At 68.8% G+C, this 24,940-nt stretch carries 7 protein-coding genes (1 of these 7 cut by a window edge); 5 read left to right on the plus strand and 2 right to left on the minus strand.

The features are described from left to right. On the plus strand, positions 1-14,989 hold the 3' portion of the coding sequence (locus tag AB0K11_RS16325) for a non-ribosomal peptide synthase/polyketide synthase (protein ID WP_364978527.1). Its footprint begins 16,247 nt before the window's first position; the window shows 14,989 of its 31,236 coding nt (coding positions 16,248-31,236); its start codon lies beyond the left edge, outside the window; it ends in the stop codon at positions 14,987-14,989. Positions 14,990-15,004: 15 nt separating this feature from the next. Here the strand turns inward: AB0K11_RS16325 and AB0K11_RS16330 are convergent, their stop codons facing one another. Beyond that, positions 15,005-15,502: a DUF2505 domain-containing protein gene (locus tag AB0K11_RS16330; RefSeq protein ID WP_364978364.1), complete on the minus strand. Its 498-nt coding sequence runs from the start codon at positions 15,500-15,502 to the stop codon at positions 15,005-15,007. 680 nt (positions 15,503-16,182) lie between these two features. Here AB0K11_RS16330 and AB0K11_RS16335 point away from each other — a divergent pair. From AB0K11_RS16335 to AB0K11_RS16350, 4 genes are all read left to right on the plus strand, one after another. Then, entirely contained in the window at positions 16,183-16,659 is a 477-nt protein-coding gene (locus AB0K11_RS16335; RefSeq protein ID WP_364978529.1) for an MmpS family protein, read from the plus strand. After that, positions 16,656-19,565, plus strand: a complete 2,910-nt coding sequence (locus AB0K11_RS16340; protein WP_364978367.1) for an RND family transporter — start codon at positions 16,656-16,658, stop codon at positions 19,563-19,565. Before AB0K11_RS16335 ends, AB0K11_RS16340 begins: the two co-directional genes overlap by 4 nt. A gap of 9 nt (positions 19,566-19,574) precedes the next feature. Beyond that, complete coding sequence (locus tag AB0K11_RS16345; RefSeq protein WP_364978370.1) at positions 19,575-22,520, plus strand: RND family transporter; 2,946 nt, start codon at positions 19,575-19,577, stop codon at positions 22,518-22,520. A 159-nt stretch (positions 22,521-22,679) separates the two neighbouring features. Next, a complete protein-coding gene (locus AB0K11_RS16350; RefSeq protein WP_364978373.1) occupies positions 22,680-23,018 on the plus strand; it encodes a hemophore-related protein in 339 nt (112 codons plus the stop codon). A 46-nt stretch (positions 23,019-23,064) separates the two neighbouring features. On the opposite strand, the gene AB0K11_RS16355 is transcribed toward AB0K11_RS16350, so the two are convergent. Beyond that, positions 23,065-24,378: a hypothetical protein gene (locus AB0K11_RS16355; protein WP_364978376.1), complete on the minus strand. Its 1,314-nt coding sequence runs from the start codon at positions 24,376-24,378 to the stop codon at positions 23,065-23,067. Between the last annotated feature and the right edge of the window lie 562 nt (positions 24,379-24,940).

The raw sequence follows: 24,940 nt of genomic DNA on the forward strand, positions 1-24,940 counted from the left end.
CGACGAGGACGCGGGCGGACTGACCCTCGGCGACCTGCAGGTGTCCGAGGTGCCGATGTCCGCCCACACCGCCCGGATGGACCTGACGCTGTCGATGTCGGAACACTTCGCCGCCGACGGTGAACTCGGGGGGATCGGCGGCACGGTGGAGTTCCGTACCGACGTCTTCGACGCCGCCACCGTCACCACGCTCGTCGACCGGTTGGCGCGGGTGCTGACCGCCATGACCAGCGACCCCGCCGCGCCGTTGTCGGCGATCGACATGCTCGACGCCGGTGAGCACGCCCGGGTGGACGAGTTCGGCAACCGGGCGGCGCTGACTCGGCCGGCGCCGAGACCGGTCACGATCCCGGCGCTGTTCGCAGAACACGTGCTGCGGTCGCCCGGCACGGTCGCGGTCACTGCCGGCGAACGCTCGATGACCTACCGGGAACTCGACGAGGCCGCAAACGTATTGGCGCACAGACTCGTCGATCACGGTGCGCGCCCCGGGCAGTGCGTGGCGCTGCTGTTCGACCGCTCCGCCGAGGCGATCGTGGCGATCATGGCGGCGCTGAAGACGGGTGCGGCGTACCTGCCGATCGACGCCGTGGTGCCCGCGGGCCGAGCCGACTTCATGATCGCCGACGCCGCGCCGGTGGCCGTGGTCACCACCGCGGGTCTGCGGTCGCGTGTCGACGGGTGCGGCCTGCCGATCATCGACGTGCACGACTCCACCGCCGGGGCGGGCCCCGCGATCGCCCTGCCCGAGCCCCGACCGGACGACGTCGCCTACCTGATCTACACCTCGGGCACCACCGGTGTGCCCAAAGGCGTTGCGGTCAGCCATCACAACGTCACCCAGCTTCTGGAGTCCCTCGACGCGGGTCTCCCGCCCGCCGGGGTGTGGCCGCTGTGCCATTCGCTGGCCTTCGACGTGTCGGTGTGGGAGATCTTCGGCGCCCTGCTCCGCGGCGGACGCGTGGTCGTCGTGCCCGAGGACGTGGCCGCCTCGCCCGACGACCTGCACGCGCTGCTCGTCGGCGAACGCGTCGACGTGCTGACGCAGACGCCGTCGGCGGTGACGGCCCTTCCGCGCGCCGGTCTGGAATCGGCGGCGCTCGTGGTGGTCGGCGAGGCCTGCCCGCCCGACGTGGTGGAGCAGTGGGCGCCAGGGCGGGTGATGCTCAACGCCTACGGTCCCACCGAGACGACGATGTGCGTGGCGATCAGCGCACAACTGGCCCCAGGGTCGGGGGTGCCGATCGGTTCGCCGGTACCGGGCGCGGCGCTGTTCGTGCTCGACGAGTGGATGCGGCAGGTGCCCGTCGGTGTGGCCGGCGAACTGTACGTGGCGGGCGCCGGTGTGGCACAGGGCTACCGCAATCGCCCCGGCCTGACCGCGTCGCGGTTCGTCGCCTGCCCCTTCGGCGGTACCGACGGCGCCCCGGGACTCGTGATGTACCGCACCGGGGATTTGGTGAGCTGGCGTCCCGACGGGCAGCTGCTGTACCTGGGCCGTGCGGACGAACAGGTGAAGATCCGCGGCTACCGCATCGAACTCGGTGAGGTGCAGGCCGGGCTCGCCGCGGTGGACGGCGTGGACCAGGCGGCGGTGGTGGCCCGCGAGGACCGCCCCGGCGACAAGCGTCTCGTGGGGTACGTGACGGGCGGGGCTGACCCGGCCGCCGCGCGCGCCGCGGTGGCCGAGAAGCTACCGGCCTACATGGTTCCGGCGGCGGTGGTGGCGCTCGACGCGCTGCCGTTGACGGTCAACGGGAAACTCGACACCAAGGCGCTGCCCGCACCGGAGTACCGCGACGCCGGCCGGTACCGCGCACCCACCGACGCCGTCGAGGAACTGCTCGCGGGCATCTACGCGCAGGTCCTCGGCCTCGAACGGGTCGGCGTGGACGACTCGTTCTTCGACCTCGGCGGCGACAGCATCCTGTCGATGCAGGTGGTCGCGCGCGCCAGGGCGGCGGGGGTCACGTGCAGGCCGCGCGACATCTTCGTGGAGCAGACCGTGGCCCGGCTCGCCCTGATCGCCACGGTCACCGCGGCACATCATGGCCCGGCCGACGACGGTGTCGGCACGGCGGCTCCCACTCCGATCATGGCGTGGCTCAACAGCATCGACGGTCCGGTGGACGAGTTCAACCAGACCGTGGTCGTCCAGGCCCCGGCGGGCGTCACCCGCGCCGACGTCGACACGGTGCTGCAGGCGCTGCTGGACCGGCATGGCGCGCTGCGCATGTCCGTGCACGACGACGGCGCAGGCGAGTGGTCGCTGGAGGTACCCGAGCCCGGCTCGGTGGACGCCGGCTCGTGCGTGCGCGTCGCCGAGCGGCTGACCGACGAGGCCCTGGTGGACGCCCGTTCGAGGCTGAACCCTGCGGCCGGGGCGATGCTCAGCGCGCTGTGGGTGCCGGAGACCGGCCGGCTGGCGCTGGTGATCCATCACCTCGCCGTCGACGCCGTGTCGTGGCGAATCCTTCTGGAAGACCTCAACATCGCCTGGGCTCAGCACCACAGCGGCCAACCGGTGGACCTGCCCGCGGGTGGGACGTCGTTCGTCGGGTGGTCGAAGCTGCTCGCCGAGCACGCACACAGCGCGCCGGTCGTGGCGCAGGCGCAGACGTGGTGGGACACGGCGGCCACCCCCGCGGTACTGCCCGCGGTGCAACCCGCCGCGGACACCTACGCGACCGCGGGTCACCTCTCTACGTCCCTCGACCCCGAGACCACCCGGATGCTGCTGGGCGACGTGCCCGCGGCGTTCCACACAGGCGCGCAGGACATACTGCTGATCGCGCTGGCGCTGGCGGTGGCCGAGTTCGCGGGCACCGGCGCCGGCCCGGTCGGCATCGACGTCGAGGGCCACGGCAGGGTGGAGGAACTGTCCGCCGGCGTCGACCTGTCCCGCACGGTGGGGTGGTTCACCACCAAACACCCGGTGTCACTCGCGGTCGGCGACGTGCCGTGGGCACAGGTCGCCGGCGGCCACGACGGGCTGGGCGCCGCGGTCAAGAACGCCAAGGAACAGCTTCGCGCCCTCCCGGACGCTCTCACCTACGGGCTGCTGCGCTACCTCAACCCGGACGTCGACCTGACCGGTCCCGACCCGGCCGTCGGATTCAACTACCTGGGCCGCCTCGGTGCGGACGCGACCGGGCTGTCCGACGAGCTGTGGCGGGTCGACCAGGCGGTCCCGACGGATGCGGCTGCCGCGGTGCCCATGCCGCTGGCCCACACCCTGTCGCTCGACGCCGCCACCATCGACGGTGTCTCGGGCCCGCGCCTGCAGGCGACCTGGACCTGGGCGCCGTCCGCACTCGGTCCCGACCAGGTCCACCGGTTGAGTGAACTGTGGTCGCAGGCACTGAAAGGCATCTGCGCACACGTGCGGTCCGGTGGCGGCGGGCTGACACCGTCGGACATCGCGCCCGCGCGCCTGAGCCAGCCGCAGATCGACGTCCTGCAGCAGCGGCACGAGGTCGCCGACATCCTGCCGCTCACCCCGCTGCAGCGCGGACTGCTCTTCCACGCCGGCGCCGCTCAGGATGACGACCTGTACGCGGTGCAGCTGAACATCGGCCTGAGCGGTCCACTCGACCGGCAGCGCCTGCACGCCGCGGTCCAGGCGCTGGTCCGGCGCCATCCCCACCTGGTGGCGCGGTTCTGCCAGGAGTTCGACGAGCCGGTGCAGATCCTGCCCGCCGAGCCCCGGGCGGCCTGGCGCTACGTCGAGCTCGGCGCCGTGGACACCGCCGAGGAGATCCTCGCCGCCGAACGGGCCGCGGTACTCGATCCCGGCCACGAGTCGGCCTTCCGTGCCGCCCTCATCCGCGTCGCCGAGGACGAGCACCGGTTCGTTCTGACCAACCACCACATCCTGCTCGACGGCTGGTCTCTGCCGATCCTGCTGCAGGAGATCTTCGCCGGCTACTACGGGCAGCCGCTGCCCCCGGCGGTGCCCTACCGCAGATTCATGACGTGGCTGGCCGAGCGTGACGCCGAGAGCGCCCGCGCCGCATGGCGGACGGTGCTCGACGGATTCGACACCCCCACCCTGGTCGGTCCGGCGCACGCGGCGGGACGCAGCGCTCGCTGCGTCGAGACGTTCCGGATGTCTGCGGCCGACACACATGCCGTCGGCGAGCTGGCCCGCTCGTGCCGCACCACCGCCAGCACGGTGCTGCAGGCCGCGTGGGCGCAGATGCTGATGTGGCTGACCGGCCAGAGCGACGTCGCCTTCGGCGTCGCGGTCTCGGGGCGGCCGACCGACCTGGCCGGTGCGGAATCGATGGTCGGCCTGCTGATCAACACGGTGCCGGTGAGGGCCACCATCTCCGCGACCACCACCGTCGCCGACCTGCTCGGTCAGCTGCAGGGCGCGCACACCGACACCCTCGAGCACCAGCATCTTCCACTGACCGACATCCACCGGATCGCCGGTCGCGACCAGCTTTTCGACACGCTGTTCGTCTACGAGAACTATCCCGTCGACGCCACGGCGCTGTCCGGCGCGCACGAACTGGCCGTCACCGAGGTGGCCAGCCACGAACACAACCACTACCCGCTGTCGGTGGTGGCGCTGCCCGGTGAGGAACTCGGCCTGCGGATCGAGTTCGACACGGCGGTCTTCGACGCAGCGGAGATCGCGGCGATCGTCGACCGGTTCCGGCGGGTGCTGGAGGCGATGACCGCCGACCCGGCGCTGCGGCCGTCGAAGGTCGACGTGCTGGACGACGCCGAGCACGCGCACCTCGATGCGGTCGGCCACCGGTCGGTGCTGACGGAAGCCTGCGCGCCGGTGGCGATTCCGGCCGCGTTCGGCACGCAGGCTGCGGCGACGCCCGACGCGGTGGCGGTGTCGTGTGGTGCGCGGTCGGTGACCTACCGCGAGCTCGACGAGGCGTCGAACCGGTTGGCGCACCTGCTGGTCGAGCTCGGGGCGGGGCCCGGCCGGTACGTCGCGCTGCTGCTGCCGCGGTCGGCCGACGCGATCACCGCCCTCCTCGCGGTGCTCAAGTCCGGTGCGGCGTACGTGCCGATCGACCCGGCCCACCCGGCGGCGCGCGTCGAGTTCATGATCGCCGATGCAGCACCGGTGGTGGCCATCACCACCACCGAGCTGGCCGACACCTTCGCGGTGGGCGACCTGCCGGTCGTCTGGGTCGACGACCCACGCATCGCCACCCGGTCCAGCGGCGCGCTGCCGGGCCCGTCACCCGATGACATCGCGCACGTGATCTACACCTCGGGCACCACCGGTGTGCCCAAAGGCGTTGCGGTGAACCACCACAACGTGACCCGACTGTTCGACTCCCTCGACGTCGGCCTGGACGCGGCCACCGACCAGGTGTGGACACAGTGCCACTCGTATGCCTTCGACTTCTCGGTGTGGGAGATCTGGGGCGCCCTGCTGCGTGGCGGCCGCCTGGTCGTGGTGCCCGAGTCGGTCACCGCGGCACCGGAGGACCTGCACGAGCTGCTCGTGGCGGAGCACGTCACCATGCTCAGCCAGACACCGTCGGCGATCGCGGCACTGTCTCCCGCCGGCCTCGACTCGGTGGCCGTGATGGTCGCCGGCGAGGCCTGCCCGGCCGACGTGGTCGACCGGTGGGCCGCGGGCCGCACCATGATCAACGGCTACGGGCCCACCGAGACCACCGTCTACGCCACCATCAGCGCGCCGCTGAGCGCCGACTCGGACGTGCCGATCGGCCTCCCGGTGCCGGGGGCCGGACTGTTCGTCCTCGACCAGTGGCTGCGTCCGGTGCCCGAGGGCGTGGTGGGCGAGCTCTACGTCGCTGGCCGCGGCGTCGGAGCCGGGTACCTCCGCCGCGCCGGACTCACCGCGGCCCGGTTCGTGGCGTGCCCGTTCGGCGGCCAGGGTGCCCGCATGTACCGCACTGGCGACCTGGTGCGGTGGGGCGCCGACGGGCAACTGCGCTACCTCGGCCGTGCCGACGAGCAGGTCAAGATCCGCGGCTACCGCATCGAACTCGGCGACATCCAGAGCGCGCTCGCGGCGCTGGACGGGGTCGAGCAGGCCGCGGTCGTGGCCCGCGAGGACCGCCCGGGCGACAAGCGCCTCGTCGGCTACCTCGTCGGAACCCTCGACCCCGCCGCGGCTCGCTCGGCGCTGGCGGAGCGGCTGCCCGGGTACATGGTGCCCGCGGCCGTCGTCGTCGTCGACGCCCTCCCGGTCACCGTGAACGGAAAGCTCGACGCCCGTGCGCTTCCCGTGCCGGAGTACCGCGACGGCGACAGCTACCGCGCCCCCACGACCCCGACAGAGGAGATCCTGGCCACCATCTACGGTCAGGTCCTCGGCGTCGACCGGGTCGGGGTCGACGACTCCTTCTTCGACCTCGGCGGCGACTCCGTCTCGGCCATGCGGCTGATCTCCGCGGTCAACGACATCCTCGAGTCGGAGCTGTCGGTGCGCGCGGTGTTCGACGCACCCACGGTCGCACAGCTGGTGTCGCGGCTCGACGAGCAGGCGGCCGGGCGCACGCCGCTGGCGCGTGTCGAGCGGCCCGACGTACTGCCGTTGTCGTTCGCCCAGAACCGGCTCTGGTTCATCGACCAGTTGCAGGGTCCCTCACCGATGTACAACATGCCGGTGGCGCTGCAGCTGCGGGGGCGGGTCGACGGCGAGGCGCTGGCCGCGGCCCTGACCGACGTGGTGGACCGCCACGAGAGCCTGCGGACCCTGATCGCCGCGCCCGACGGCGTGCCCCAGCAGCTCGTCCTGCCTGCCCGCTGGGCCGACTTCGGCTGGGAGGTCGTCGACGCGAGCACCTGGTCGCGCAGCCGGCTCGAGTCGGCGGTCGCCGAGACCGTCTGCCACAGCTTCGACCTGGCCACCGAGATCCCGCTGCGCGCGAGGCTGTTCCACGTCGACGGCGACGAGCATCTACTGGTCGCGGTCGTACACCACATCGCGGCCGACGGCTGGTCGATCACCCCGCTGGTGCGCGACCTCGGCGAGGCGTATGCCGCCCGGTGTGCGGGGCGTCGTCCCGACTGGGAGCAGCTCCCGGTGCAGTACGCGGATTACACGCTGTGGCAGCGCGAGCAGTTCGGCGATCTCGACGACGGCGAGAGCTCGATCGCCGCGCAACTGGCGTACTGGCAGGACGCCCTGGCAGGCATGCCCGAGCGCCTCGCACTGCCCACCGACCGGCCCTGTCCCCAGGTGGCCGACCATCGTGGCGCCGCCGTGCCGGTGGACTGGTCGGCCGAACTGCAGGACGCGGTCGCCCGGGTGGCGCGCGACAACAAGGCGACCACCTTCATGGTGATGCAGGCCGCGCTGTCGGTGCTCTGCTCCACGCTGAGCGCCAGTAACGATGTCGCAGTGGGCTTCCCGATCGCCGGCCGTCGCGATCCCGCCCTCGACGACCTGGTCGGCTTCTTCGTCAACACCCTCGTACTGCGCGTCGACCTCGCCGGGGACCCGACGTTCGCCGAGGTGCTGGCACAGGTGCGGCGCCGCAGCCTGGCCGCCTACGAACACCAGGACGTTCCGTTCGAGGTGCTGGTCGAGCGGCTCAACCCGGCACGCAGCATGTCCCACCACCCGTTGGTCCAGGTGATGCTGGCCTGGCAGAACTACGCGGGCGACCCTGGCGCCGGGCTGGCTCTCGGGGACCTGGAGGCGACACCGTTGCCCACGGAGACCCGCACCGCGCGGATGGATCTGGTGTTCTCACTGGCCGAACGCTGGTCAGGGGACGGCACGAGCGCGGGTATCGGTGGCAACGTCGAGTTCCGGACCGACGTGTTCGACGCCGCCACCATCGAGACATTCGTGGCACGGTTGCGGCGGGTGCTGGAGGCGATGACCGCCGACCCCACCCGCAGGGTGTCGTCGACGGACGTGCTCGGAGACGTCGAACGGGCACGACTCGACGACTGGGGTCACCGGGCGGTGCTGGCCGATCGGGCCGTCTCGCCGGTCCCGGTGCCCGCGCTCTTCGCCGAACAGGTGGCCCGGACACCGGACGCCGTCGCGCTGAGTGGCGCTGGACGACGCATGACGTACCGCGAACTCGACGACGCCGCAGGGCAGTTGGCGTCGGCGTTGGCTGCCGAGGGCGCCGGACCGGGACGGTGCGTGGCCCTGCTGCTGCCGCGGTCCACCGACGCCGTCATGGCGATCCTGGCGGTGTTCAAGACCGGCGCCGCGTATCTGCCGATCGATCCGGCTCTGCCCGCGGCGCGGTTGCAGTTCATGCTCGCCGACGCCGAACCGGTGGCCGCCGTCACGACGGCGGAGCTGCGCATCCGGCTCGAGGGATCGGGTGTCGCGATCGTCGACGTCGCCGACCCCGCACCGGCTGTGACCGGCTCGCCGCGGTGTGCCCGCGAGCCCGGCCCTGCCGACCTCGCGTACCTGATCTACACCTCCGGCACCACGGGCGTCCCCAAAGGCGTTGCGGTGACGCACCGCAACCTGACCCGATTGCTGGACACGCTGCACGCCGACCTACCCGCAGGGCCCGGCCAGGTGTGGTCGCAGTGGCACTCGCTGGTCTTCGACGTCTCGGTGTGGGAGATCTGGGGTGCCCTGCTGCACGGCGCCAGGCTGGTGGTGGTGCCCGAGGAGATGGTGGCCGCACCGGACGAGCTGCACGAGCTGCTGGTCGGCGAGGAGGTCACCGTCCTGCACCAGACGCCCTCGGCGGTCGGGATGCTGACACCGGACGGCCTGGGGTCGACCGCGTTGGTGGTCGCCGGCGAGGCCTGCCCGGCGGAGGTGGTGGACCGGTGGGCGCCGGGGCGGGTGATGCTGAACGCCTACGGGCCGACCGAGGCCACGATCTACGCGGCGATGAGTCGGCCGCTGGCCGCGGGAACCGGCGTGGTGCCGATCGGATCACCGGTGCCGGGCGGCGCGCTGTTCGTCCTCGACAGGTCGCTGCGGCCTGCGCCCCAGGGCGTCGTCGGCGAGCTGTACGTGGCAGGCGCCGGGGTGGCTCTCGGCTACTGGCGGCGCCCCGGTCTGACCGGATCACGTTTCCTGGCATGCCCGTTCGGTGCGCCGGGTGAGAGGATGTACCGCACGGGCGACCTCGCGCGGTGGGGCGCCGACGGGCAACTGCAGTACCTGGGTCGCGCCGACGAGCAGGTGAAGATCCGCGGCTACCGCATCGAGCTGGGCGAGATCCAGACCGCGCTCTCCGAGCTGCCCGGCGTCGAACAGGCGGTGGTGACCGTGCGCGAGGACCGCCCGGGCGACCGGCGTCTGGTCGGCTATGTGATCGAGTCACACACCGGCGCAGTCGATGTCGTGCAGGCGCGGGACGCCCTGATGCAGGTGCTGCCCGCATACATGGTGCCCGCGGCGGTGGTGGCGATCGAGGCGGTGCCGCTGACGGTCAACGGCAAACTGGATTCCCGCGCCCTGCCCGCACCTCAGTACACCGTCGAGGGATACCGTGCCCCGGCCGACGCGGTCGAGGAGATCCTGTCGGGCATCTACGCCGACGTGCTCGGCGTCGAGCGGGTCGGCGTCGACGATTCGTTCTTCGAACTCGGCGGCGACAGCATCCTGTCGATGCAGGTGGTCGCGAGGGCTCGCGCGGCAGGGATCCTGTGCCGGCCGCGGGACGTCTTCGTCGAGCAGACCGTGGCCAGGCTGGCCCGGGTGGCCACCGCAGCCGACGGCAAGGCCACCGAGGTCGACGAGGGCGTCGGACCGGTGGTGCCGACGCCGATCATGCGCTGGCTGCACAGCGTGCACGGCCCGGTCGACGAGTTCAACCAGACGATGGTGCTGCAGGCCCCGGCCGGAGTCACCGAGGATGACGTCGTGGTGGTGCTGCAGGCCCTGCTGGACCGGCACGCCACGTTGCGCCTGCGCGCCGCAGACGGGGACTCCGGCGTCTGGACGATCTACGTGCCAGACCCCGGCTCGGTCGACGCCCGCAGCTGCCTGCACACCGTCGACGAGCTCACCGACGACGCGATGACCGCGGTGCGGGCCCGCCTGAACCCGGCCGCCGGGACGATGCTCAGCGCGCTGTGGGCCACGTCCACCGGCCGGCTCGCGCTGGTGGTGCACCACCTGGCCATCGACGGGGTGTCCTGGCGAATCCTGTTGGAAGACCTCAACATCGCGTGGGCGCAGCACCGCGGCGGCCAACCCGTGGCGCTGCCTGCCGGCGGCACGTCGTTCCTGCGCTGGTCGAGGCTGCTGGTCGAACACGCCAGCACCGCAGAGGTGGCGGGGCACGCCGCCGCCTGGCGGGAGATCGCCGAGACCACCGCCATGCTGCCCGCCGTACAACCCGAGCGCGACACCTTCGCCACCGCCGGGCACCTCTCGGCCGCGCTGGACGCCGAGACCACCCGCAGTCTGCTCGGTGAGGTGCCCGCGGCCTTCCACGCCGGGGTCCAGGACATCCTGCTGATCGCGTTCGGCCTCGCGGTCGCGGAGCTGCTGGGCACCGGCACGGCCCCGGTCGCCATCGACGTCGAAGGGCACGGGCGCGCAGAGGAACTCGCCGACGACGTCGACCTCTCGCGCACGGTGGGATGGTTCACCACCAAGTACCCGGTGGCGCTGACGCCCGGCGGGTTGTCGTGGGCGCAGGTGTGCGCGGGCGACCCGGCGCTCGGTGCGACGGTCAAGGCCGCCAAGGAACAACTCCGGGCGCTGCCCGACGTCCTCACCTACGGACTGCTGCGCTACCTGAAGCCGGAGGTCGGGCTGACCGCGGCCGACCCGACCGTCGGCTTCAACTACCTCGGCCGGCTGGGTGTGTCGGGCGGTGAGCTGTCCGACGACCTCTGGCGGATCTCCCAGGAGGGCCTGTCGCTGACCGGTGCCGCCGCGGCGGTGCCGATGCCGTTGCCGCACACGCTGGAACTGAACGCCGTCACCATGGACACCGACGCCGGACCGCGCCTGCAGGCCTCATGGACGTGGGCGCCGTCGGCGCTGGACCACGATGAGGTCAGCCGGCTGAGCGAGCTGTGGTTCGAAGCGCTGACAGGCATCTGCGCTCACGTGAGCTCCGGTGGCGGCGGGCTGACGCCGTCGGACATCGTTCCCGCCCAGCTGGAACAGCGACAGATCGACCAGCTGCAGCAGCAGTGCCGGGCCGCCGACATCCTGCCGCTGACCCCGCTGCAGCGGGGCCTGCTCTTCCACGCGGCCACCGCCCGCACCGACGACGACGTGTACGCCGTGCAACTGGACTTCACCATCACCGGCCCGCTCGACCCGGAGCGGTTGAGCGATGCCGTGCACGCCGTTGTCCGCAGGCACCCGCACCTGGCGGCCCGCTTCTGCGACGAGTTCGACGAACCGGTGCAGATCATCCCGGCCGATCCGCTGATGGCATGGCGGTACCTCGACCTGCGGGGCGACGACCGGGATCCGGGGCCGGAGATCGCCCAGTTGTGCGCCGACGAGCGCGCGAAGGTGTGCGACCTGGCCCACCGGCCGGCCGTGCGGGCCGCGCTGATCGGCATGCCCGGCGAGCGGCACCGGCTCGTCCTGACGTTCCACCACATCGTGGTCGACGGATGGTCGCTGCCGATCCTGCTCGGCGAGATCTTCGCCGGGTACCACGGACACCGGCTGCCCTCCCCGCCGCCGTACCGCCGGTTCGTGACCTGGCTCGACGGTCGCGACGTCGAGGCCGCCCGCGCGGCGTGGCGTGAGGCACTCGACGGCTTCGCCACCCCCACCCTGGTCGCTCCGCGCCCGTATGCGGGCCCGCGCGGGGTGAGTGCACACCGGCTGTCCGAGAAGGTCACCGAGGCGCTCGGCGACCTGGCCCGCTCGTGCCACACCACGATGAACACCGTGCTGCAGGCCGGCTGGGCGATGCTGTTGACGTCACTGACGGGTCAGCACGATGTCGCGTTCGGCGCCACCGCGTCCGGCCGGTCGGACGTGGCGGGCGCGGAGTCCATGGTGGGTCTGATGATCAACACGGTGCCGGTGCGGGCGAACATCACGCCGGCCACCACCGTCGCCGATCTGCTCGACCAGCTGCAGGACTTCCACAACGGGCTGCTCGATCATCAGCACCTGGCGCTCACCGACATCCACCGGGTGACGGGCCACGACCAGCTGTTCGACACGCTGTTCGTCTACGAGAACTATCCGATCGACGCCGCTGCGGTGACAGGTGAGCACGAGCTGTCCGTCAGCGACTTCAACCACCACGAGAACAACCACTATCCGATGACCCTGGAAGCGCTGCCGGGCAACGAGATCGGCTTCCGGGTCGAGTACGACGCCGAGGCGTTCGACGAGGCCGCGATCGGCAGGATGATGGACCGGTTGAGTCGTGTGCTCGCCGCCATGGCCGGCGATCCGGGACGGCGGCTGTCCTCGGTGCAGGTGCTGGCCGACACCGAGCGGGCGCGGCTGGACGAGGTCGGCAACCGGGCGACACTGACCCGCCCCGCGGCGGCCGGTGTCTCGGTGCCGGTGGCGTTCGCTGCGCAGGTGCGGCGGACACCGCAGGCGGTGGCGCTGTCGGCAGGCGGCGACGCGCTGTCCTATCGCGAGGTGGATGCGGCGTCCGACCGGTTGGCCCGGGTGCTGATGGGCCGCGGAGTGGGAGCCGGACAGTGTGTGGGGCTGCTGATGCCGCGGTGCGCGGAGGCGGTCATCGCGATCGTGGCCATCCTCAAGTCCGGTGCGGCCTACGTCCCGATGGATCCGATGCACCCCGACGCGCGGATCGACTTCATGCTCGGCGACGCCGCACCGGCGGCGGTGATCACCCGTTCGGATCTGCGGTGGCGGGTCGCGGCCCATGACGTGGCGGTGATCGACGTCGACGATCCGGTCGACGACTGGGGGATCGGTTTCTGGCACGGCGCCGTGCCGGAGCCGGCGCCGGACGACATCGCCCAGATCATCTACACCTCCGGCACCACCGGTGTGCCGAAGGGCGTGGCGATCACCCATCGCAACGTCACCTCGCTGCTGGCGTCGCTGGATGCCGGTCTGCCGCCGGGACAGGTGTGGACGCAGTGCCATTCGTACGCCTTCGACTTCTCCGTCTGGGAGATCTGGGGTGCGCTGCTCGGCGGTGGCCGGCTGGTCGTGGTGCCCGAGGAGGTCACCGCATCACCGGAGGACTTCCATGCGCTGCTCGCCGACGAGGGGGTCAACGTGTTGACCCAGACGCCGTCGGCGGTGGGGATGCTCTCGCCGAGTGGACTGGAGCGCACCGCCCTGCTGGTCGGTGGTGAGGCCTGCCCGGCTGAGGCGGTGGACCGCTGGGCGCCCGGCCGGGTGATGGTCAACGCCTACGGCCCGACCGAGACCACCATCTATGCGTCGATGAGCACCCCGCTCGTAGCGGGATCCGGGCCGGCGCCCATCGGTGCGCCGGTGGCCGGAGCGGCGTTGTTCGTGCTCGACGACTGGCTGCGGCCGGTACCCGCCGGCGTGGTCGGGGAGCTCTACATCGCCGGCGACGGCGTCGCACAGGGCTATGTGCGTCGGGCGGGCCTGACCGGATCGCGGTTCGTGGCATGCCCGTTCGGGGCGCCGGGCATGAGGATGTACCGGACCGGAGACCTGGTGTGCTGGGGTGACGACGGGCAGTTGCGCTATGTGGGACGCTCCGACGAGCAGGTCAAGATCCGCGGCTTCCGGATCGAACTCGGCGACGTGCAGTCCGCACTCGCTGCGCTCGACGAGGTGGACCGGGCCGCGGTGGTCGCCCTCGAGAGCGGAACCGGCATCACGCGGCTGATCGGTTACGTCACCGAATCACGCAGCGGCGCGGTCGATCCCGGCGCTATCCGTGCGCGGTTGGCGGAGCGGTTGCCCACGTACATGGTGCCCGCGGCGGTGGTGGTGCTCGACACGTTGCCGCTCACCGTCAACGGCAAGCTGGACACCCGGGCCCTGCCCGCCCCCGAGTACACCGCAGCGCAGTACCGCGCCCCCGCCGACACCGTCGAGCAGGTCCTGGTCGGCATCTTCGAACAGATCCTCGGATTGCCGCGCGTCGGCGTCGACGACTCGTTCTTCGAACTCGGTGGGGACTCGCTGTCGGTGATGCGCCTCGTCGCCGCGGTCAACAGCAGCCTCGATGCCGACATCTCGGTGTCGGCGGTGTTCGAGGTGCCCACCGTGGCCGGACTGCGTCAGCAACTGCGGATCGGCGCCGACTCCCCGCGGGAGGTCACCCCGATCCAGACCCTGAAGAAGGGCAGCGGCGCTCCGTTGTTCTGCATCCACGCCGCGAGCGGGCTGAGCTGGCCCTACCAGGCGCTCGGCCGCCATCTCGATTGCCCGATCGTCGGAATCCAGCAGACGGATGACGATGCCGCCGGGTCGATCCGCGGCATGGCGCGGACCTACGCCGACAGGATCCAGCAGATGCGGCCGAACGGGCCGTACCACCTGCTCGGCTGGTCCTTCGGCGGCGTCGTCGCCCACGAAGTGGCGATCGAACTGGAACGGCGCGGCGGCGAGGTGGCGCGCCTGATCATCCTGGACGCCCAGCCGGAACTCGACGGGCGGCTCGCGACGCCGAATCAGATCCTGGGCATGACGCACGTCCGGGAGGAGCTCGCACGCTTCTATCAGATCAGCAACGCCGGCCTGGACGAGTCGGTCACCAACGAGCAGATCGACGTGATGCTGCGCATGCAGGGCGAGGCGGTGTTCGGCCGGTACAAGGAGCTCGTCGACCGGATCATCCGCAACGGGAGCGCCAACATCGAGTCGTACCGGATTCACGAGCCGGGTGTGTTCGGCGGTGACATGGTGCTGTTCGGGGCCGAGGGTGCTCACCAGGACAGAAGTGCCGAGATACTGCGCGCCTGGAGTCCTCATGTCGCAGGCAACATCACCGTGCACTCGGTCGACTGCACGCACGAGGAGATGTTGGGCGCGGAGACGCTGACCCGCTACGGCGAGCAACTCGAGCAGGCTCTGAGGCTGGGCCCGGTCGAGGAGCTGGCGTCCGTCGACTCCACCGGACGCCGGTTGCGCCGGGTCCGGTGACGACGGGCTCGTCCGCTAGGCCTGCTCGTTCAGCCACTCTGTGGTGAAGCGCAGCATCTCGGGGGTGTCGTCCACCATCTGGCGGCTGAGCATGCCTTCGATCGTGCTGCCCACGAAGCGGACGTCGACCTTCACCGTCGCGGTACAGCGCAGCTGCGTGTCATCGCCCGCGGGCGCCAGCACCACGCTGCTGCGACCGGAACCCGGTGCGCCCCGCGCTTCGATGCGGACCGTTCCGTGCAGCTCGCCGTCGACCAGGGTCCACGTCTGATCCTGGACGATCTCCAGGTCCCGGGGATACAGCTTTCCGAACGGCTTGGGCAACAGGGCGGTACGCAGGTCCTGGACGGTGACGACCTGTACGGAGCCGTCGACGACGTCGATCGCGTCGAGACGGCCGTTGTCGCCGTAGGCCGCCAGTCGTGACACCCAGTAGTCCGCCTCGGAATAGGCGGCATGGATCTGTTCGACGCCGATCGCGGACTCGACCTGGAAGTCGACCGTTCGTGACATGCAAGCTCCCACCCCGTCGCGTCCTGCGCAGTGCAGACTGTCGGTCCCACCGTAGAGATGCGCGCCGAAGGGGTTTCGAACGGTTCGTGCGAGTGCGAACGGTACAGAGGCGAACAGTCGAAATGAGCGCTCGGAACACATCGGGCAAACGGACAGTGTCGAGGAGGCGGGCGACTCCGGTCCACATGAGGCCGGGGGGCCGGCGCAACAGCTAATTGACGGAGGCGCTAGTCCCCGTCGGGTCCTGAGAACGGGGTTCGCCGGCCCGAGTGGTCAAGCCGAACGGCCACCGTAATTGATTACATTTTGGTGACGCCCGTCCTCGCATTCGATGTGAAGAACCGGCGGCGGACTTCACGACCACCGCCGCGAGCAACGCCGGCCTGTGTGCATGAGAAATTCGCCAGACATTTCCATCTGTGAATTCGTTCCAGTTCAGCGCCGCCTTGGGCACTAGGACACGAGGTTGCTGTCACCTGCGGGGACGGCACACTTAGTAGCGCTCGGAGTCGTTTGCTATAGCAACGATAAAACTCGTACTGCCGTGCACTTATCAAGCGATCATCGCAATCGCATATCGCGTCGGGCACAAGCCCATATGGGGGTTTCGGGCATGGGTTACCCTTCATCCACCGGTTGACGCCCGAAGGGGCGTTCAGCGTTTGCGATCAGACGGCGCCATGCCTCAGCATGGTGCTGGTGTGGCACAGGGGAGGAGTCCTGCGATTTTCAGGCTGCTGAAACGGGCGTGGATTCCGTTGCTCGTACTCGCCGTGGTCGCTGCCGGCGGCTTCACCGTGTCGCGTCTGCACGGCATCTTCGGCTCCGAGAGAAGAGTCTCCTATGCCGACACGAGGGCAGCCGACACCAAGCCGTTCGATCCGAAGCAGCTGGTGTACGAGGTGTTCGGCGCGTCGGGCACCGTCGCCAACATCAGTTACTTCGACAAGTACTCCGAGCCGCAGTACATCACGGGCATCAGCCTGCCTTGGACGCTGCAGTTCGACATCGGGAACGCCACTGCGACAGGAAGTCTCATGGCGCAGGGCGACAGCAACTACATCGGCTGCCGTATCACCGTGGACGGTGAGGTCAAGTCCGAGAAGGTGTCCGACAACACCAACGCGTTCACCTCATGCCTCCTGAAGGCCGCATGAGCAACTTGCCTCCTGAAGGCCGCACGAGCAACGTCTCCACGGAGCACCGGCGGGTGCGACGGCCGCGGATCGCCTCGTTCATCCGATCCTTCTCGCCCCTGATCATCATCGGCTGGCTGGCTGTCATGGTCCTGCTGTCCGTCACCATTCCTCCGCTGGAGGTGGTCGAGCGGCAGCGATCGGTTTCGCTCAGCCCGGCGGACGCGCCGTCCGTGATCGCGGCGGAGCGCATCGGTCAGGCCTTCGAGGAATCCACCGGCGGCAGCGTGGCGATCATCGTCCTCGAGGGCACCGAGCCCCTGGGCGAAGAAGCGCACAGGTACTACGACGAGATCATCCGTCAGCTGAAGGACGACCCCCAGCACGTACAGCACGTCCAGGATTTCTGGGGTGACCCGTTGACCGCGGGCGCAGCGGAGAGCGCAGATCGAAAAGCCGCGTATGTGCAGATGGACCTGGTCGGTGAACTGGGTCAGGCCGAGGCGACGAACTCGGTCACGGCCGTCCGCGACGTCGTCGACCGCACGCCCGCTCCGCCGGGCGTCAAGACCTATGTGACCGGTCCGTCGGCAATCGTCGCCGACCTCGGTACGAGCGGTAACAAGACGGTTCTGCTGATCACTCTGGTCACCATCAGCGTCATCTGCATCATGCTGCTGCTGCTCTACCGCAAGATCCTGATCGTCATCATCCTGCTGTTCACGGTCTTCGTCGAGCTTCAGGTGGCCCGGGGTGTGGTGGCGTTCCTGGCCCTGCAGGGCTATGTCGGCCTCACCACATACGTCGTCAACCTCCTCGTCTCCGTCGGCATCGCCGCAGGTACCGACTACGCCATCTTCTTCGCCGGCCGATATCAGGAGGCACGCCAGGCCGGTGAGGACCGGGAGAACGCGTTTTTCACGTCGTACAGCAGTGTCGCCAAAGTGGTACTCGCGTCCGGTGTGACGATCGCCGGCGCGATCGCGTGCCTCAGCTTCACCCGACTGCCGTTCTTCCAACCGCTCGGAGTCCCCGGCGCGATAGGAATCCTCGTCGCCGTCGCGGTGGCGCTCACACTCGTGCCCGCCTGCATCGCCGCCACCAGTCGTTGGGCCACCTTCGACCCCAAACGGACGGTGGCGACTCGCCGGTGGCGGCGAGTCGGTACCGCGATCGTCCGGTGGCCGGCGCCGATTCTCGTTGCGACGATAGCCATTTCGTTGATCGGCCTGTTGACGCTGCCCGGCTACAACCCGAGCTACAGCGACCAGAAGTACCTGCCCCAGGACATCCCGGCGAACCAGGGCTACGCGGCTGCCGCGCGGCACTTCCCGGAGTCCCGGATGGCCTCACCCGAGCTCCTGATGGTCCAGTCGGACCACGACATGCGTAACTCCGCAGACCTGCTGGTGCTCAACAGACTCGCCAAGGCGGTCTTCGCCGTCCCCGGTGTCGCGAACGTGCAGTCGATCACGCGCCCCGAAGGTACGCAGATCAAGCACTCGTCGATCCCGTTCATGCTGAGCATGAGCAACGCCAGTCAGAAGCTGACCATGCCGTTCCAGCGGGCGCGCATGGAGGATCTACTCAAACAGGCCGACGAGATGTCCACGACGATCGCCGTGATGCAGCGCATGCAGAGCCTGATGACCGAGATGGTCGGCACGACGCATCGCATGGTCGGCACCACCCACGAGATCGAAGAGATCACCGTGGAGCTGCGGGACCACATCGCCGACTTCGACGACTGGTTCAGGCCGATCCGCAACTACTTCTACTGGGAGAAGCACTGCTACAACATCCCCATCTGCTGGGCGTTCAGGGGCCTCTTCGATTCCATCGACGGCATCGACCAGGTGACGCTCAAGATGAAGGACCTCACGGAGGACCTCGACCAGCTCGATGAGCTGATGCCGCAGCTGCTGACCTCGTTCCCGCCGATGATCGCTCAGATGCAGAGCACCCGCACGATGATGCTCACGATGCACAGCACCATGTCGGGGATCTTCGCCCAGATGGACGACTCGAACACCAACTCCACCGCCATGGGCAAGGCGTTCGACGCCTCGAACAACGACGAGTCCTTCTACCTGCCGCCGGACATCTTCGAGAACAAGGACTTCAAGCGCGTTCTGGACATCTTCATGTCTCCAGACGGCAAGGCGGCGCGCTTACTGATCTCGCAGAAGGGCGATCCCGCGACGCCCGAGGGGACCAAGCTGGTCGAGCCGATCAAGACCGCGGCCGAAGAAGCGCTCAAGGGAACTCCGCTGGAGAGTTCGAAGCTGTACCTGACCGGCACCGCCGCACAGGTGAAGGACCAGATCGACGGCTCGAAGATCGATCTCCTGATCGCCGGCGTCGCCGCCCTGTGCCTGATCTTCCTGATCATGGTGATCATGACGCGGAGCCTGATCGCGGCCCTGGTCATCGTCGGCACCGTGGCGCTGTCGCTGGGAGCGTCGTTCGGCCTGTCCGTCCTGGTGTGGCAGCACCTACTCGGGATCCAGATCAACTGGGTCGTGTTGGCGATGTCCGTCATCGTCCTGCTGGCGGTGGGCTCGGACTACAACCTGCTGCTCGTGTCGCGAATGAAGGAAGAAGTAGGCGCAGGCATCAACACCGGCATCATCCGGGCCATGGGCGGGACCGGCAAGGTCGTGACCGCCGCAGGTCTGGTGTTCGCCGCCACGATGGGCTCGATGATCGTCAGCGACCTGCTCACGATCGGACAGGTGGGTACCACCATCGGTCTCGGCCTGCTCTTCGACACCCTGATCGTGCGTGCGTTCATGACGCCGTCCATCGCCGCCCTGCTCGGCCGGTGGTTCTGGTGGCCGCAGCAGGTGCGTCCCCGTCCCGCCAGCTCGATGCTCCGACCGGTGGGTCCCCGCCCGCTGGTCCGCTCCCTGCTGTCGCGGGACTAGTCAGGTCGCATGAGGACAAGAAGAGACCGCCCGCCGTTCATCCCGCGGACGATACGCCGGTTCTCGCCGATCATCATCGTCGCCTGGATCGCCGTGATCATCTACACGACGCTGGCCTCGGTCGGCTGGGAATGGCGCTCCGCGATCCCGGCGCTCGAGAAGGTGGCGGAAGAGAATTCGGTGTCCCTGATGCCGGCCGATGCGCCCTCGGCGCAGGGCATGCGGCGGATGGGACAGGCGTTCGAGGAATCCGACTCGGACAGTTCGGCGATGCTCGTCCTGGAAGGCCAGGAGCCGCTCGGTGAGGCCGCCCGGCAGTATTACGCGGGGCTGATCCAGCAGTTGCGCGACGATCCAGAACACGTGACCCACGTGCAGGATCTGTGGGGCGACCGGCTCACGTCGTCGAGCGTCCAGAGCCCGGACGGCAAGGCCACCTATGTGCAGTTGAATCTCGCCGGGAACCAGGGCACGCCGCTGGGCGACGAGTCGGTGGCAGCGGTGCGCGACATCGCCGCGCGTTCCTCGCCGCCCGCCGGTGTGCAGGTCTACGTGACCGGCGCGGCGCCGCTGGCCTCGGACATGCAGCACAGCGGCAACGACTCGATCCTCAAGATCACGATCGTGACGGTCGTGATCATCTTCACGATGCTGCTCATCGTCTTCCGCTCGATCATCACGGTCATCCTGCTGTTGGTCATGGTGGGCGTGGAACTGGCGGCGGCCCGTGGCATCGTCGCGATACTGGGCGCCAACCAAGTCTTCGTGCTCTCGACCTTCGCGGTGAACATGCTGGTGTTCCTGGCGATAGCGGCGGGCACCGACTACGGCATCTTCTTCTTCGGCCGCTATCAGGAGGCGCGGCAAGCGGGCGAAGACCGGGAAACCGCTTACTACACCACCTATCGCAGTACCGCTCCTGTCGTCCTCGCATCAGGACTGACGATCGCCGGCGCCATCTACTGCCTCAGCTTCACCCGGTTGCCGTACTTCCACACCATGGGTATCCCGTGTGCCATCGGCATGCTGGCCGCGGTCGCCGTCGCGGTGACGTTGGTGCCTGGCGGGATTGCCCTGGCGAGCGCTGTCGGGCTGCTCGAACCCAAGCGCAGACTCAAGTCCCGTAGGTGGCGGGGGATCGGCACGGCGATCACGCGCTGGCCGGGTCCCATCCTCGTTGCCGCTCTCGCGACGGCATTCGTCGGACTGCTGGCGCTGCCGGGGTACGAAACGAGCTACAACGACCGCGAGTACATCTCCCCGGACATTCCGGCGAACCAGGGGTTCGCGGCAGCGGAACGCCACTTCACCCAGGCGCGACTGACGCCCGACGTCCTCATGATCGAGACGGGTCACGACCTGCGGAACCCCACGGACTTCATCACGCTCAACAAGCTGGCCAAGGCCCTCTTCGGGATACCCGGGATCTCGCGGGTGCAGGGGATCACCCGCCCAGAGGGGACACCGATCGAGAAGACGTCCATCCCCTTCCTGCTCAGCCTCCAGCAAGCCACCCAGGTCCAAGTGCAGAAGTTCCAGGGCGAACGCAACGGGGACATGCTCAAGCAGGCCGAGAGCATGGGCGTGATGATCGAGATCATGCAGGAGCAGTACGCGATGATCCAGCGCCTGAACGAAGTCACGCACGAAATGATCGTCAGCACACAGGAGATCGCGGCGATCACCGACGAACTGCGGGGCAGTGTCGTCCTCTTCGACGATTTCTTCCGACCGATCAGGAATTACTTCTACTGGGAGAAGCACTGCTACAACATCCCGATCTGTTGGGCGCTGCGGTCGATCTTCGACACCATTGACGGCGTGGACGCGCTCCACGACAGGATTCAGATCCTCACCAAGGACATGGAGCAGCTGGACGTGCTCCTGCCCCAACTCGCCGCGCAATTTCCGCAGATCATCGAGGTACTGAAGACCATCCAGACGATGTCGCTCACCATGTACTCCACGATGTCGGGGATCTCGGCACAGATGGATGAGCAGACCACCGAGGTCAGTGCGATGGGACAGGCGTTCGACGCGGCCAGGAACGACGACTCGTTCTTCCTGCCGCCCGAGGTCTTCGACAATCCCGACTTCAAACGCGCGATGGCGTCGTTCCTGTCGCCGGACGGAAAGTCGGCCCGGTTCATCATCTCCCACAACGGTGATCCGGCCACACCGGAGGGCATCGAACGCGTCGAGAAGCTCAGGGTCGCCGCCGAGGAGGCGCTCAAGGGCACACCCCTGAGCGACGCCAAGATCTATCTCGCCGGGACGGCGTCGACCGCCAAGGACTGGCAGGACGGGTCCACCTACGACCTGCTGATCGCCGGCATCGCGGCGATCTGCCTGGTGTTCATCATCATGCTGGTCATCACGCGCAGCCTCATCGCGGCGCTGGTCATCGTGGGCACCGTGGTGCTGTCCCTGGGTGCCTCTTTCGGGTTGTCCGTGCTGCTGTGGCAGTACATCCTGGGCATCAACCTGCACTGGATGGTGCTGGCGATGTCGGTGATCATCCTGCTGGCCGTGGGATCCGACTACAACCTGCTGCTCGTGTCCCGGATGAAGGAGGAAGTCGGCGCAGGCATCAACACCGGCATCATCCGGGCGATGGGCGGGACCGGGAAGGTCGTGACCACCGCCGGTCTGGTGTTCGCCGCCACGATGGCGTCCATGGCGGTCAGCGACCTGCGGATCATCGGTCAGATCGGCACGACCATCGGCCTCGGCCTGCTGTTCGACACGATGATCGTCCGCTCGTTCATGACCCCCGCCATCGCCGCGCTGCTGGGCCGCTGGTTCTGGTGGCCGCAGCGGGTGCGACCGCGTCCTGCGAGCGCCATGCTGCGCCCGTACGGGCCGCGACCACTGGTGCGGGCCCTGCTGGGCACCCCCATGCGCCGCGACGACGACGATCCGCCCACGGTCGAGTTCCCCCGGGCGCCCGTTTAGGCGCGCCATTGTCCGTCGGCGGTACCGGTCTTTTCACATTGCGCGGGCAAATGGGTCCGGGTCGGTAACGAACATTCAGGCGCCGACGATGACACAAAAGTATGGGCAACAATCGGTCTCGGCGATTAGGATTCGATGCCGGGGGGAAAGGAGACAAGCATGATGAAATTGTCGATGAGCAAAGTCGCCGTAGCGCTCGGAGGGCTCGCGCTGACGCTGAGCGCCGGGGCCGGCGTGGCCGCCGCACAGCCTGATCTCGGGCCGGCGATCAACTCCACCTGTACCTACGACCAGTGGGTCGCGGCACTGCGCACCGAGAACCCCGGGCCTGCCTCCGCATTCGACTCACAGCCGATGTCGCAGTCCTACCTTCGGCAGTTCTTCGCCTCCGGTCCCGCGCAGCGCCAGCAGCTGGCGCAGATGTTCATGAGCCTGCCGGGCGCCGACCAGAACGTTCCGGTCATGGCGCAGGCTTTCAATTCCTGCAGCAAGTACTGAGCGGCCGAATCGGCGGAGCGGATCGCGACCGATCTGCTCCGCTGATTCACATCACGGCGCCGGTGAGCGAGAACTCACGCAGAGTGTCCAACAGGCGTTGCGGCAGCTGGTCGTTCGAGTGACCCGGCTGGTACGCGAAGACTGACACGAAGACGCTCCCGTGCAGCCGCCCGGAGAGCAGCGCCAGTATTCCCCCGCCCAGATGGAGCAATTTCCTCGTCACGTGCGGGTACTTCCACATCATGGCGAAGTAGTCGGCTTCGGTGCCGTCGGGTCGATTCGCCGATCCGTCGATGGCCCCGAGATTCGACGAGAGAACTCTCGTCGCGCTGCCGTGGACGACGTTGACCATGCGTCTGACCACCCGCTGCGGGAGCAGCGGGACGAGCGGCATCAGGGCCATCTCATCGTCCACCGAGTCCTTGTGCTGGATCAGGGCGTGCTTGATCGCGGCCCGCATCTCGCGCAGATCGCTCGTCGCGGACCTCGGGTCGACCGTCACGTGGGCATCCCGCACGGCGCCTGCGCGGGTGTCCTCGAGCGTGCGTTCGTTGACGGGCATGTCCAGCGTGACGAATCCGTCCGGGGTGACTCGCCCCAGCCCGCTCGCGAGCCGGGCGGCGAAGGCCGCGAGCAGGGTGTTGCTTGTTCCGCCGAGCGCCTCGGCGCGGCTGTCCCAGTCGCCGGCGTCGACGAGGATCGTCGCCCTCGGGATGACGACCATCTCGTCTCCACCGGTGCGTTCAGGGGGCGTCGTCGATCCCGCCGCCTCACGCCTCTGCCGGCCCATTCTGAACACCGCGGCACCGGCTCGTCGGATGGCGGGAGCGTCGCGCACCACCTGACGGAGATCTTCGCGGAGGGCGCGCGAGCGCTTCCGCGATGCCGCCTCGGGCCAGGTCCTGCCGACGTCGCGGTCGCCGACCGCACTGACCAACGACTCGCACAACCCGATGCCATCGGTGAGGCAGTGAGAGATGACGAGGCTCACCCCTGAGCCGCCGTCGGTGAAGGGGAGTGCCGCAAGGTGCCAGCCCGGTCCGTGCTCGGGATCGAGCGTGATGCTCGGTTGCTCGTTCAGCCAGTCGCTGAACTCACCACGCGGCCGCGCCGAGCTCACGAACTCGATGTCCGACGCGCGCGAGGACGCAACCCAGCGATGGCGACCGAAGGGCAGAGCCGAACGTTCGATGCGGCGGGATACCAGGACACCGCGCCGGAGGCGCTCGTGGAACAGCTCGAGGCCCGGCCGGTTCACCGGGCCGGGGAGAATCCAGGCGCATTGGAGGAGATTGGCCGTACCTGTCGCCCGCTCGATGTCGAACACCGCCTGATCGAGCGGCTCGAGGACGTTCGTCATCGGATCGTGGTCACAATCGCCGGTCGACAGGACTTTCGGCGGCATTTCGATCCGAGCCCACAGCATCCCCCGAGTTCGACGTTCGACCGTTCTCCGAGCCATTCTCAAGGTAGCTCTGCGGCCTCACTCCGCGGCCGTTTCGGCGAGATCGAATCCGGCCGGCTTTCGTGTCACAGCGTGCACGTCGGGCTCGAACTGCCCCGGCAATTACCGGGTTCGCATTCCACTGTGGCCGGTCGCGCCCATAGGGGTGTGGCTGCTTTGCGGTGTGCCGATTCGCGTGTTTGCGACGGTCGAGTCCGTGGCATCGCTGCGCGGTCGCGCACGGGTCGGAGGCGGGCCGACGCGACATCTCGCAATTATCGGCGCTACGCCTCCTCGCAGGTGGCTTGAATGGACCTGTAACACTCTGAGCAACGCCGGCGATATGTATCTCGTATATTGCGTCGCCAGATGGGACGGGTGCGCCCCGGTTTCCTCGGTCGCCGGCCTACGATGCTCCGCTGTCAGCACCGGCACTGAACGGCCGTTTGCCACGTCGCCCCCTGATGGCGAGGGTGAA

Source organism: Mycobacterium sp. NPDC050551 (assembly GCF_040674075.1).
Lineage (GTDB): Bacteria > Actinomycetota > Actinomycetes > Mycobacteriales > Mycobacteriaceae > Mycobacterium.